Source organism: Methanospirillum hungatei JF-1, assembly GCF_000013445.1.
Classification (GTDB): domain Archaea; phylum Halobacteriota; class Methanomicrobia; order Methanomicrobiales; family Methanospirillaceae; genus Methanospirillum; species Methanospirillum hungatei.
The window spans coordinates 306,158-320,540 of sequence record NC_007796.1 but is presented as its reverse complement, the minus strand read 5'-3'; the positions used below and the strand labels follow the sequence as shown (position 1 = coordinate 320,540).

General features: G+C 41.5%; 10 protein-coding genes. 2 read left to right on the top strand and 8 right to left on the bottom strand.

All coding sequences use genetic code 11. The features are described from left to right. Positions 1-67: 67 nt before the first annotated feature. On the bottom strand, positions 68-433 hold the full coding sequence (locus MHUN_RS01470; RefSeq protein WP_011447349.1) for a hypothetical protein: 366 nt from the start codon (positions 431-433) through the stop codon (positions 68-70). Positions 434-843: 410 nt separating this feature from the next. Here MHUN_RS01470 and cobN point away from each other — a divergent pair, with 410 nt between their 5' ends. After that, on the top strand, positions 844-4,611 hold the full coding sequence (gene cobN, locus MHUN_RS01465; protein ID WP_011447348.1) for a cobaltochelatase subunit CobN: 3,768 nt from the start codon (positions 844-846) through the stop codon (positions 4,609-4,611). On the opposite strand, the gene MHUN_RS01460 is transcribed toward cobN, so the two are convergent. The 7 genes from MHUN_RS01460 to MHUN_RS01430 form a co-directional block, all read right to left on the bottom strand. Then, entirely contained in the window at positions 4,594-5,865 is a 1,272-nt protein-coding gene (locus tag MHUN_RS01460; protein WP_011447347.1) for a nitrogenase component 1, read from the bottom strand. The genes cobN and MHUN_RS01460 overlap by 18 nt on opposite strands. Beyond that, on the bottom strand, positions 5,862-8,048 hold the full coding sequence (locus tag MHUN_RS01455; protein ID WP_011447346.1) for a nitrogenase component 1: 2,187 nt from the start codon (positions 8,046-8,048) through the stop codon (positions 5,862-5,864). The genes MHUN_RS01460 and MHUN_RS01455 overlap by 4 nt, the downstream gene beginning before the upstream one ends. Positions 8,049-8,105: 57 nt before the next feature. After that, on the bottom strand, positions 8,106-9,125 hold the full coding sequence (locus tag MHUN_RS01450; protein ID WP_011447345.1) for an ABC transporter ATP-binding protein: 1,020 nt from the start codon (positions 9,123-9,125) through the stop codon (positions 8,106-8,108). Then, on the bottom strand, positions 9,125-10,147 hold the full coding sequence (locus MHUN_RS01445) for an iron ABC transporter permease (protein ID WP_239441551.1): 1,023 nt from the start codon (positions 10,145-10,147) through the stop codon (positions 9,125-9,127). Before MHUN_RS01445 ends, MHUN_RS01450 begins: the two co-directional genes overlap by 1 nt. A gap of 60 nt (positions 10,148-10,207) precedes the next feature. Continuing rightward, positions 10,208-11,308 (bottom strand): ABC transporter substrate-binding protein, encoded by a 1,101-nt coding sequence (locus MHUN_RS01440; protein WP_394296009.1) that lies wholly within the window; start codon positions 11,306-11,308, stop codon positions 10,208-10,210. Between the two features lie 157 nt (positions 11,309-11,465). Then, positions 11,466-13,325, bottom strand: a complete 1,860-nt coding sequence (locus tag MHUN_RS17030; protein ID WP_011447342.1) for a VWA domain-containing protein — start codon at positions 13,323-13,325, stop codon at positions 11,466-11,468. Beyond that, entirely contained in the window at positions 13,315-14,136 is an 822-nt protein-coding gene (locus tag MHUN_RS01430; protein ID WP_239441550.1) for an ATP-binding protein, read from the bottom strand. The genes MHUN_RS17030 and MHUN_RS01430 overlap by 11 nt, the downstream gene beginning before the upstream one ends. A gap of 85 nt (positions 14,137-14,221) precedes the next feature. Here MHUN_RS01430 and MHUN_RS18855 point away from each other — a divergent pair, with 85 nt between their 5' ends. Continuing rightward, positions 14,222-14,368 carry a hypothetical protein gene (locus tag MHUN_RS18855; protein WP_158498124.1) on the top strand — a complete coding sequence of 49 codons (147 nt, stop codon included), beginning with the start codon at positions 14,222-14,224 and terminating at the stop codon, positions 14,366-14,368. The last annotated feature ends 15 nt before the right edge of the window (positions 14,369-14,383 follow it).

Here is a 14,383-nt window from a genome sequence, read left to right as displayed (position 1 = left end):
TTGCCTTCTTCAGAATGAATAATCAGAATTACAATCGAAAAATTGAAAGAAATAAAGGAGGAATCATTCAGGCAGGTGAAAGCTGAATCTGTTTTTCCTGGCCGATTGCCCAGATGATGAATTCATCAGGTGATGGAAATGACGCAGCAGGATAGTCATTCTCAAGACCGGTATCAGTTCCAAGGCGAACCACCTTTGATTCTTCCGATGGCTGGTATCTGTACAGAACTTCAAATTCATTTTCTCTGCCATGAAGTTTGGTAATACCCATCTGGTTAAAACCCACAGCAAATTTCCATTCATCTTCCATGATGTCAACAAAAACCCTCCCAACGAGGGATTTGTTGTTTCTCCGAATTAGGACCTTGGTTTCAAACTCATCGGCAAGCTTTGCAGTCTTGGGCTTCGGTTCATAACCAAAAAATTTTGACATAGATCAAAATTTATTGTTCATACAGAAATACTTTGCGGTAATACCATCTTTTGTTTTTATCAGACAAAATAAAATAAATTACAAAAAATTATTTGCTTCTATTCACTCTCTCAACGTCTTTATTGCATATATCAGACAATTTTCTATCTTACCATCCCCCTGCTAAAAAACATATATATGCAGTAATCTGGTCACCATCATTTTTTTTAAATACCTTCATGGAAGTCTTTTACTCCGATGCAATAATAAACAGAAAATTTCATCATTGCATCCAAGAATTTATGATATTATTAGAACAAGTTTTTTTGCATTAAAGTAAAATATTATTATGCACTCATTCGGGAGGAAATTCCAATCATTCCAGCAAAAGTCATCATAGGATCATCTGTTATCAAATAAAAGGAGAAAAAATGATTAATCTTTTCTATCTTGGTTCTGGTAGTGGCGAAAATCGTCTTCTATTTGAGGCTGCAAAAAATTTACGTAAAGAATCCTGTAATATAAATGTTATTCAATATTGCTCTGAAGAATTGGATAAAAATGAGGAGGTTTTTTCTTATGTTCTCAAAGAAATTTCTTCTGTAGATTTTATCATAATAAACCTCCATGGTTCAGTCCCATATTTTAAGAAATTTCCCCGGCTTCGGGAAACAATAAATTCAGAGAAATGCCCTGTGTTTCTTATCAGTACAATCGAAGAGGAAATGACAGAATATCGATCCTGGTTCCCATTCTCAAATGACGATTATCGTCAGGTTTATTCATACCTCCATCTTGGGGGTTTACAGAACATGCGTTCTTTGCTTCTTTGGGTGTATGTGCAGATAGGAAAAGGGGATCACAGCATTCCTAAACCAGTACAACCTCCAACTCATGGTATATATCATCCAGGATGGTACCCGGACATCCAGATATCAGAATATCGAATGTTCCTCCCAAAAAGTACCTTGAAAGCGGGAATTCTCTTTTGGCAAAACGACTACCTTTCGAAATCCCTTGCAGCAGTTGACTTGGTCATCTCTTCTCTTGAAGAAGAGGGTTTGGATACCGTACCGGTATTTTGTTCATCAGCGCCGGATCCAATTAGTGGATCACCTGGAATCTCAGAAATTATTCGCCATTATTTTATGGAGGATGACAAAACTACAATTGATGTGCTGCTTATCATGATGGGGTTTTCCCAGCTCAGCTTTTCGGTATCGTGTTCAGGGGAAACAGGAATTCAGCCAGATAACTTTTTTTCTTCCCTTGGAGTTCCCGTCCTGCAGCTCATTACTACCAACCAAAGTTATGGTGAATGGAGTGAAAATATCGCAGGACTTTCTATTTTGGAAATATCTTCTCATGTAGTCTGGCCAGAATACGATGGACAGATTATTTCAATTCCAATTGCATGCCATGAACCGGATGAAAATTCAAGGAAGATTAATGGAATTGAAGAAAGAACTCGGAAAGTCGCAAAAATGGCAAAATCATGGGCTTCACTTCGACGTACTCCGGTTTGTGAAAGACGGGTTGCAATTATTCTCTACCAGTATGGTCTTGCCAATGATTGCATCGGTGGCGCATTTGGTCTTGATACTCCGGAAAGTGTAGTTCAAATCCTCCACGCAATGAAAAATGCGGGATATGATTGTGGAGAAATACTTCCTGCATCAGGACAGGAACTTATTCACCTGCTCTTATCAGGTCTGACGAACACACCCGAATGTATGGATGAGGGGGAGTTACTAAGTAAATCTGCAGATCTGGTATCCAGGGATGAATATCTGACCTGGCTCTCCAAAATACCGGAGATATGCAGTCAGAAAATTATACATGACTGGGGAGAACCACCGGGAACAATTCTGACTGCCGAAAAAAAGGTTCTTATTCCAGGAAAAATGTTTGGGAACATCTTCATCGGACTGCAGCCACCACGCGGATTTTTAGAGGACGCTGATGCGGTTTATCATAGTACTGACATTGTTATGCCCCACCAGTACTTTGCTTTTTACCGGTGGCTCAAAGAAGGATACAAAGCACAAGCAATCATCCACATGGGAACCCATGGGACCTTGGAATGGCTTCCAGGTAAAAGTGTGGGGCTGTCATCAACATGTTATCCGGATATGATGATTGAGGATCTTCCACACCTGTATCCATATATTATTGATAACCCAGGGGAGGGGATACAGGCAAAGAGACGATCTTCAGCAGTTATCCTGGATCACCTCATCCCTGCCATGACTCGTGCAGGAGGATATGGTAATCTTGAGGAACTCACAGTATATATCCAGGAGTATTTCCGTGCAGAAAAGAACCGCGATGACGTAAAAGCATCTGAAATCCTAAAAGAAATTCAAATATTGGTTGAAGAGACAAACCTTGCTTCTGATCTTCAGATCTCTCTGTCAGCCCCAGAGAATCTGGCAGTATCGCTGGGATCAATGTATGATTATCTATGTACGGCCAGGGATTCTTTAATCAAGGATGGCCTTCACATTTATGGTTTTTGTCCTCAGGGAGAGAGATTTTCTGAAATGCTCTACGCTCTGACAAGAATTAAAAATGGATCAATACCCTCACTTCGTGAATCCATTGGAAAATCTATGGGCCTTGTTCTTTCCGAACTACAGGAAAACCCTTCCGGTTGGAACGATTTATTTCAAAAACCGAATGGTGCATTACTCGATGATATCGATACACTTTCATTTGATATAATCCGAAGCATTGTTGCTACAGGATGTAATCCTGAAAAAATACCAGATATTACACGGGATTTATGCAATGATCCAGATCTGAACGAAACACTTTACAAGATTTGTAAAAATATTGTCCCTAACCTTGAACAGACCACCGATGAGATGAATAACCTGCTATCCGGACTCAATGGCAGGTATGTTCCTCCTGGTCCATCAGGCCCTCCAACCAGGGGAAATGCCCACATCCTCCCCACGGGTAGGAATTTTTACTCTATTGACCCAGCGATAATCCCAACACCTGCTGCTTTTGCCATAGGAAAAAAGATGGCTAATCAGATGATTGAGCGGTACGTCAAAGATGAAGGTGTTTATCCTGAAAATGTTGGAATTGTCATTTTTGCGACCGACAGTATGAAAACCGGAGGGGATGATATTGCATACCTTCTCTGGCTTATGGGTCTTCGTCCTCTCTGGTCAGCATATGGAGGACGAGTTACAGGTCTTGAAATTATTCCATTATCGGATCTGAAAAGGCCACGGATAGATGTTACTCTTCGGATAACCGGCCTCTTTCGTGATGTTTTTCCCGGTCTTGTCGATTTGATTGATGAAGGAGTTGAGATGATTGCAACCCTTGATGAAAAGGATGAAGAAAATTATCTTGCATCTCATCTTCGTAAATCCCTGCTTGAATCACTGAAAAATGGAATGGATCCAGAAGAGGCCAGATCGCGGGCACTTATCAGGATTTTTGGCTGCCCTCCGGGAACATATGGAGCAGGAGTTGCAGATAAAATTATTACATCCGGATGGGAAAAAAAGCAGGATCTTGCAGATACTTATCTTGACTGGGGCGGTCATGCATATGGGCGTAAATATAAAGGGGAGGTTATGAAGGATCTTTTCAAAACTCTTCTCTCCAAACTTGATGTAACAGTAAAAAACCACAATTCGCGAGAACTTGATATATTAGATAATGATGATGATTTCATGTATCATGGAGGTATGATTGCGGTTACCAAAGCGTATGGAGAAAAAGATCCGGTTTCGTTTGTGGGGGATAGTTCTGATCCTGATAAACCGGTCATCCGGACGATTGAAGAAGAAAGTAAATTTCTGTTTAGAAGTCGAATTCAGAATCCAAAATGGCTGGAAGGTCTGAAACCTCACCGGTATAGGGGGGCACAGGAATTAACTTACCTTTTTGATTTTGCTTTTGGATGGGATGCTACTGCTGACGTTCTTGAAGAATGGCAGTACCAGTCACTTGCTGAAACATTTCTCTTTGATGAGTCCTGCCGGGAATGGTTATCGGAAGATAATCCTTATGCACTCATACATATGTCTGGCAGATTGCTTGAAGCGGTGGATCGCGGAATGTGGAGTCCTGATGAAGAAACACTCAGATTACTCCAATCCATATACTTATCCATAGAGAGTAACCTGGAATCTTTGACAGATCCTCAAAAAAAGATATCAACGCAGAATATTTAAGATTTCCTCTATAAGCATGAGTGATCCGGAAATTCCAAAGATTGTTTTGGGAATTATTTCTATTTTTCCAGATGGTGGATGAGAAATATCAATATATCCTCTGCAAATGCCTTGATTTTTCATCATATTTCCTGTTGCTCCATCAGTAAAAACAATATCCGGGTCTTTTCCAGGAAAGATTCCCAGGAACTGAATAAGATGGTTCTCCTGAAGAAAGATCCTGAGTTCATCAGAATATACCTGGCATGAGCCATCAGTAAGTTCTATTCCGACCGGGATCATACCAAGGTACGTATAGAGCCATTTTACCAGGGGAAGTGCAAGAGAACTTTCCGCTCGTATGGCAAATCCTGAACCACGGGGAATTCCGGATACTGCATTTACACGGGCAATATTGCTTGCAGCGGTTTTTTTGGCAGAATGAATCTCCTTATTCACAAAGATGGGATCTGTTCCGAAAGCCCTGCAGATATCGGTAATCCAGGACTTTGTAGCATCAAATCCTACCGGGGCTCCATCTTTTGGCAGAATGAAAGGGATTTTATAGGAATTTGCATAAAAATTGGCTGTTTCAATTGCATATTCTGGAAACACTATGGCATTGAGGGACGCACCGGATGATGCAATGAGGTTTTCTGTGTCTGACCCTGCTCCCGGAGTTGAAAGAACGAATATTCCTGATTTTTCAAGGAGATATGAAATTTCTTTTTTTGTTCCTTCACAATATCGCTGAAGAATCGATAAGCCGATAAGATTGACCTTATTATCGGGTTTTCCTGAAGGTCTTAAATGTTCCAGAATTCTGACCAGCATTCGATCAACTCCGGTTGGTGCTGATAGTGAATATCCAGGTATTTCAACCGGAATACATCTTTCCTCCAGCTCCATAATGGCTATTACTTTTTTCAGATCATCTCCTATGAGTGAAGCACCAGGAGCGTTGATAAGAACGATAAGGCCGCTCCACCGGGTTTTTATGTAGGTCAGGATTTTTTCAAGTTTATCATGAGTTCCAAAGATGTAATCCCTATCGTCAAGATACGTACAAGGAATCCGTGATTGTCCGAAAAACCATGGCTCAGGACGAAGATATGGATCAGAAATATCCGATTCGTTCCTCTTGAGATGTGCAATATGCCCATGATAAAATTTACATCCGGTTGGACTGTTTAAAATCACCATAATATCTGGAATCCCCTCAGCACCCAGTATCATTCCGGTAAGGATGTCAGGATCTGTTACTCCAGTTATCAAAGATCATTCCTCCATCCTTCTCTTACCGGCCCTGAAAGAATAGATGCCCAGTGTTTCATTGAGGATAATGCTCCAAAAAATCCCACATTTGGACAAAAGGGGATCATTCCATACCGTACGTCAGCTTTTTTATAATCAAGCCAGATAGTGGTTAATACAAGGTCCGGGCGGTATGTTTTGATATCATCATAGAGTGCATCAGGAGTATAATCCATTACAATTGATGGTTCTGATTCTTTTTGATTATTTTTCGTCGTATACGGAGATGAAAAATATCCTGCACGGATTATTTCCATCCCACATTCTCTGACCGCCTCTAAAACCCAGGATATATCCGGACCAGATGAGGCGATAATAACCCGTTTTCCAGCAGTCATCAGCATAATCAATGCAATTTCTTTACGGTATATTTTCTCATTTCGTGCGATCAGAGCCGAACCTTTATCCTGGATCCTGAATCTATCAGCAAGATCCTGAATCCATCTGACTGTCTCATTGAAGGTATACGGAAAAGCATGGTTAAAAATTTCTGATCCGGTTTTTTCTGAAATAATTTTAGATATTTCCAGGGTAATTTTATCAGAAGATACCGGCAGAATAAGACTCTGTTCACTCATGGATTGCACTTCGTTTACAGAGGTATATGCAAGAAACCTACATGAAACCTGGATATCAAGGGTAGAGAGATACTGACTTAATTCATTAAAATTTGCAGTAGTATTATTTGCAAGTATTTTTTCTCCAACAAGGATCACAGAACGTTCATTTTTCCCGGCTTCCTGTTTCACCAGTTGTAAAGAGGCGTGATACCCTGCCATGATGCCAGCACTGAAATCTCCCTCTCCGATTCCGTTGACCGATACAGGAATGATCGGAATACCCAGATTCTGGCTCATTTCAGATGCACAACCAACAATATCATCCCCGGTAATACCGGGTGTACAACCGGATACAATAAATATTACACGATTGCCGGATTCAACAGACTTAATAATAGTTTTTTTTAACCCCTCTATCCCCCCGAATACCATCATTTTTTCATCCATTCCAGTATGAATAAATGAAAACGACGTCTGTTTACCATAATCAGCAGATTTATCACGGTCCCGGTTTTGTGAAGAGACCAGAAGATTTGAGACAATATGTGCACAACTTGAGGGACAATGGGCAATAATAGAAGCATCCTGGATTTGAGAGAGTACGGCTATTGCCCCGGCAAATGCACAACCAAAAAGAGAAGGCTTTTGTGGGATTGTACAATGAACAGTTCCATTATCTGTGTCATTTGTTATGGGCCTGAAATTTACAGGGACCTGATGAGAGGGGGAGGTATATCCGGATATATCTCTTCCGAGTATCAGTGACTCAAGTTCCATTACTTCAAGAGGGTGGGCACGATACCTGGGAATAGGATTTTTAGTTGAAAAAAATTCAGATATCAGTTTCCGAAATAATACTGTCTCCTGGCTATTTGGAAATGCAGCAACAACGGTCTTTGAATGCCGTTCTGCGGTAAGAAAGATCTCACTTCTGGGGATCTTTACAAGGATAGGGAGACTGACCGCAACGGAAAATTTTCTGACTTGTTCATCCTCTTCTGCTCCTCCCCGGGAATTATATATTATCCCACCAATTCGTTTAATATTGCCATCGAAGTTATGAATGCCACGAAGGATATTATTCGCTGCATACAATGACATATATTCGCCAGATGTCACAATCAGAATGAGATCTGCATATCCATGTCGGAGTGGGACAGCAAATCCTCCACATACCACATCACCCAGGACATCATAGATGGTATAGGTATACCGGGAAGAATCAGTCTCCATCCGTTTGAGAATTTCAAATGTACTCAGAATTCCCCTTCCTGCACAACCTACACCAGGTTCTGGACCCCCGGCTTCTATACAGGCAATTCCATTATAACCTATTCGGATGAGGTCTGAATAATCAGTCTGAATTTTCGATGTTCGAAAAAAATCGGTTACGGTGTGCGTATGAAGTTCCCCGAGAAGTGTCCTGGTTGAATCATGTTTTGGATCACAACCTATATGTAGGACTGAATATCCTTCATCTGCAAGAGCTGCAGAAATATTAGCTGATATTGTCGATTTTCCTATTCCTCCTTTTCCATACACTGCAATTCGAGAAATCGGTCCGTCCGTGTTATTATATTTCATTATTCAGATATCACCAATATCAGTAGGTAAAAAATTGATTACTGCCAAATAATTAAATTAAACAACTAGCTTTAAGGTTTGTATCCAATGTATTCCATCAGTCAGGTTGGAAAATTTTTTCACTGTACCGGGAGTCTTAATGATCCACGTTATACAACTTTCTGTGGGAGCGATATGTACATGAATCTCTGCCGGTTCATTTTCCTGTGAGATATATCCAATCCTTTCCATGGCTCTTTCTGTCCAGAATCTGAATTTCCCATTCTCTCCAGTTATCCGGGCTGATCCCTTAGGATGGACAGGCATATGAAAATGTCCCCGCTCAGCATCATAGGAGATTTCACCAATTGCAAACACCTGTGAAATAATTCCATTTAAAACCAAATCCTCAGGAGCACCATCATGAAAAGAACCATCATGATTGACGACCCAGAGACGATCTGCGGTTCGCATTGCGAGATCCAGATCATGTGTTGAAAGGAGAATTCCCCGATCTTCGTTCATGGCAAGATTTTTGAGAATGTGCATTATTTCTATCCGGTAGGGCATATCAAGAAAGGCAGTAGGTTCATCCAGAATTATGAGTTTTGAATTTTGTGCAAGAGCCCGGGCAATCATCACCTTTTGTCGTTCGCCATCTGACAGTTCATGTAAATACCGGTGTGCAAAATGTCTGATTCCAATAGCATCCAGAGATGCGGTTATCATATCATGGTCTTCCTGTGCCAATGATCCCATCCAGTCGGTATGTGGATACCTTCCCAGACTGCACACATCATATACCGTCAGTTGTCCAGCCTGTACCGGATTTGTTAGTACCATAGATACCAGTTTAGCCCGTTCCAGAGATGATATCGATCTTATATTCCTGCCCGAAAGAAAAACCTCACCGTCTAACGGCGGCAGAAGGCCAGTAATTGTTTTTAAAAGAGTTGATTTTCCACTGCCGTTCGGACCTACAAGACATATTAACTCACCGGATTTCATATCCAGGTTAAGATGAGAGATGACTTTTCTCTCTCCATTCTTTCTTTTTTTGTATCCGATGGTAAGTTTGTCTATTTTTATAAGCCCCATCAGACACTGACCTCCATCCCATTCCTGCTTTTTGAAAAAATAATCCAAATAACTACTGGTGCCCCGATAAGGGAGGTAATGGCATTTAATGGAAGAGTAATGGAATACCCCGGAACTGATGCAATAATATCAGCAGTAAGAGCAAGACAGGCCCCCAGCAGGATACATGCCGGAATAAGAATGCAATGATTTGCAGTCGCAAAGAGTGCACGGCAGAGATGGGGGACAGATATACCAATAAACCCAATAGGTCCGCAAAATGCCGTTACCACTCCGGAGAGAACTGCGGTGATGATGAAAATTTTATTTCTTGTTCTGATAAGATCAAGACCCATGCTCTCGGCATACTGGTCACCGAGAAGGAGTACATTCAGATGTTTTATCAGAGATATCGAATATATCAGACCTAATACGGCAAACAAAACCAAAACCTGTATCTGGTCCCATGTCGCTCCACCAAATGAACCAAAACTCCATATGGTATATGCCTGTATACGCTCTGCAAGGGCAAAATGCATGAGAATCGAAATGAAAGAATTTGCAGTATACCCAAACATGAGTCCAAGAATAAGGAGCGTCATACTGTTTTGAACTCTTTTTGAAACCGCCAGGATCATCAACAGTACAAGACCTGATCCAAAAGATGCTGCTATTGCAATACCAACACTTCCGAAGAATCCAAGATTACCAAGAATTGAAGAGGCTCCAGCCGTTCCTGCTGAGAGAACAACAATTGCAACCCCAAGACCTGCTCCTGCTGAAAGACCAAGAACATCAGGTCCGGCCAGAGGATTTCGAAAAAGGGTCTGCATAAAAAGACCGGCGATTGCGAGACATGCACCTGCACATAAACCAACCATTGCTTTTGGCAGGCGGAAATTGTAAATGATCATAATCCAGCTGTCATGAGAGGAACCCTGACCAGTAAGAATACGGACAATTTCTGGATAGGGGATTGCAACTGATCCGAGAACTAATTCAAGAAAAAACAGGATAATTAATGAAAGAAGAAGGAATATCATTATTCCTGTAATTCTCATATTGAAATGCCCGGACAGAATCATTGATATTGGATATTTCATTTATTCCAGATGCCGATAGTAAACCAGATTATGATCTGACACGATTTCCGGATGGAATATTTTAATTAAATCCTTTAATACTGTTTCAGGATGTGCCACGCCGGATTCCCAGTAATCATTCCCTCCTCCGGCATTTACTCGGGCATTATTGTTATAAATCTTTTTAGATTTTACAGCTGTAAACTCTGAATACCTGGCGTCCTCTCCCAATAATTCCTGAAGAGTCATAGCAGTACCCGGATTTAACCAATAGTCTGCATTCTGGCCCTTATCATATACTATTTCAAAATCAAGAGGGATGCTTCCGGTAGTTGTGTCATCAGACCAGAGATAATCTGCTCCTGCGTCTCTTAAAAGTTCAGCAACATAACTCTGGCCTCCAGCCATATTCCAGGTCCCTTGCCAGTTATTATTCACAAATACGGTCGGATTGGTACCATTGAGGAAATGAACAGATTTTTCAAGTGACTGGTATTCATTTTTTATCTTTTCAAAGTAGGCATTCGCTTCTTTTTCCCGGTTGAAAAATACTGAAATGAATTTTATCCATTCTGCCCGTCCCAGGGGATCTTCTTCCATGTATTCAGCATTCAGAACAACCGGAATACCTGCTTCCTGGAGTTTTGGGTGTGCATCATACTCCGGTTGTCCGGTTGCATAGGTCATGACAAGATCAGGGTTCAGGTCTATCAAAGTTTCAAGATTGATACCTGTTGCCATTCCGGACCCACCTCCGGAGACATCAATTACTTTCCCCTCCTGTATGAGATTCATAACCTCAGGCGTATACACGGTATTCGTATTCGTGACTCCTTTTAATGAACTGGTGATTCCAAGTATGGGAAGATATGGAAGATAGGTCGATGAGAGTGAAACAAATCGTTCTGATGGAATAGTTATAATTTCTTCTCCTTTTCCAAGATGAGGAGGGCTCACTCCCGGTTTTACGAGGACATATGTATATGATTCATCAGATCCTCGCCAGGGTTTTGTAACTGTGACAACTTTATAGCCCTCATGATATTCAACAGAAAAACCGGTTGCATATTCCGGATGTACCTGATCCTGATCCACATTCTGGAGTTTATCATCTGCCAACACCGGCAGAGGTATGAGAAATCCCAATAGCAAAAATAACACAAAGATAATACAGGAGCTTTGTAAGGAGACTGTATGGCTTACCATGATCAAATTCTCCTTTACATGTGTAACTTTATTTTAGTTAAATATTTTTTTATTTAATTCATCGATATTTGGTTTAACGACCCCTCTCCTGTCTGACAAGCTGAACGATTTCTTCTCCGTTCATCGTATCAAGCAGGGTATATGTTCCCCCGATATGTTCAGCAAGTTTTTTTGCCAGGAAAAACCGGGGGTAGCCACATTCAGTATCTATGACATAGTAATGTGCTTTCTCATTTCTCGCAGCCGCCGCAGCCATCCATGCTTCTGCAACCGGATCATTATCAGATCGTGCATGATTGGCCCTGCCATCAGAGATAATTATGACAAACGGTTCATCATGAGAATTTTTCCGTCTGATAGTTCTGATGAGGCTTACTGTAGTGTAAATTCCAGAGGATAAGGGGGTTTGTCCTCCGGTTGGAAGATGCGCCAGCTGATGATACGCAGTCATTCCACTTCGGGTGGGTTTTAACAGAACTTCTGCTCCCGGCCCCCTGAATGAAATGAGAGCCACCTGGTCTCGGTTGATATATGCATCTTTCAATAATGAGAGGACTGCTCCCTTGACTGCACTCATTCGTTTTGCAGCACCCATGGAACCACTTGAATCGACAACAAAGATTATAGTACGCCCGGATTTTCGTTTCCGTTCTTTTACACGAATGTCCTGTACGGATATATTCAAGGCGAGCGTTCCATTTGATCGGGTAATCTGGTGTGGTGCCGCTGCACGGAAAGTCGCATCAAACGCGATATCGTAGATTTTTCCTGAAGGATTTTTTGACCGGAAATATCTCCCGCTATCAGATATTTTCTGATGTGATCCCTTTTTCCCGGTTTTAACCATTGAATGGAAATTTTTGTTTTTCTTTTGAACTATGAGATCTTTTGTGAATTGTATATCGCCTATTGTAAAGACCTGATCCGGAGCAGGAGCTTGTGGGATTTGTTTTTGCTGTGACTCATTCTGATCCCCTTCTTCGTGCCGGTTATCCTGTGGCAATCCATCGCCGTCCTTTTTATTCTCGGGTTCCGGTGGAGATGATTTATTTTTATCGGTATCATGTGAAGATTGTGGCTCTTTCTGGTAATCTCGTCTTCGGTGTTGGAGAGATACCTGGAGAGTTGCTGAAATATCATCAACCGAAACCTGATCTCGTTCGTTCAACGCTGCAAGGGCAGATGCTGCGCTGGAATGAGCAATATCACCACGATGACCCTCAACTCCCAGGTCTGTAGCAAGGCTGGTGATCAGATCCATTATCCCATCCGGAATTTGGACATATGGGTACCGGTGTTGGGCTTGTAAAATCTGTTCTCTTTGTTGATTTTCTTTTTCAGAGGATTTAGAATCGGGAATAAAATTACCAGGATTTCTTATTATGGCTTTTTCAAGAAACTGCTTCCGGAGCAGTGGATCGGTTATTGCCGGGCATAGAGCACAGAGGGAAAACCGATCAATTATATGTGGAGAGATTTCCCCTTCATCCTGATTCAGGGTCGCGATTATTTTAAAATTTGTCTGATATCCTGATGATATTCCATCTCTTTCAATTTTCACCATTCCGGTTTCTGCTGCAGAGAGAACTGCGGTTATGAGAGTATGATCCATGAGATGAATATCATCCATGATAACAATACCTCCATCAGCCTTTTTTAAAAGTCCGTGCTCAATTACTTTTTCTCCCCGTGCTAATGAGGCCGTGATATCAATTGAGCCAAAAACCCGGTCCCATGTTGCATGTTGAGGGAGATGTACGGTTTTCACATCTGTTACTGATTTGGTCAGCCTGGCAAGATGAGATTTACCAGTACCGGTCCCACCAATAAGAATCAGACTCCTGATAACTGGTGATACCAGGAAGAGAAGAAGTGATAATTTTGCTTCATTAAGTCCTTTAATATCAGCAAAATACTCGTGCTCATGAAACATCCTGATAAAGCTCCGCAATCCAGGATTCTACCTGTTCCATGTTACTATACTGTTCCTCGAAAGGTCTGCGATACATCCGGTGAGGGAGGGCAAGTCCGGCAGCCCGGGTAATGTCTTCCCGGGAAATGGATGCTCTTCCTGCAAGAGCTGCTGAAGCAAGAGCAGCACGTATCAATGTCAGATCAGCCCGATGACCGTCAACACCCAGTCGCAGACTAATAGTTACAACCTTGTCAAGAATTGTATCATCGATTGGTATCCGGTCAGTCATGGGTTTTGCAGACATCACACAATCCCGTAATGCTTTTTCTGATTCATGATAAGAACGGGTGAATTCCTTTGGATTATGTTCAAAGGCCAGTCTTCTCCGGATGATCTCTTTGCGTACCTGCATATCCTCTTCACCGGTTACATCCACCACAAGGCCAAACCGGTCCAGGAGCTGGGGACGGAGGTCACCCTCTTCAGGGTTCATAGTCCCCACAAGAAGGAACCGTGCCGGATGAGAAAATGAAATTCCTTCTCTTTCTACGTAATTTACCCCCATTGCCGCTGCATCAAGAAGTAGATCCACCAGATGGTCTTCGAGCAGATTTACTTCATCAACGTAGAGAATATTTCCATTGGCTTCAGCAAGAATTCCCGGTTGAAACTTTCTCTTTCCAGTCCGGATAGCATGTTCAATATCCAGTGTTCCGGAAACCCGATCTTCAGTGGCACTCAATGGAAGCTCAACAACTCTCATCCGGACCATATCCGGGATCAGTTCTTCCCCGGACAATACACGTTCTTTACAGAGGCTGTTGCACAAACACAAAAAAAGCTTAATATAAATTATTAAAGCTTAATTATATATATTATTAAGATCAATATATTATATGTCTCATCGCTATAACATGATTAGAGGATATGGTAATGAACAACAATTTTTACTCCCTGTCAATGCGATGGACTGGCTATCTGAAAATGATATTACTTATGGCATATTAGAAATTCTTTCGATTCTCGATATTAGCTTACCTTTCGCTGATCTTATAAGGTAAATGTTAAATTATAAA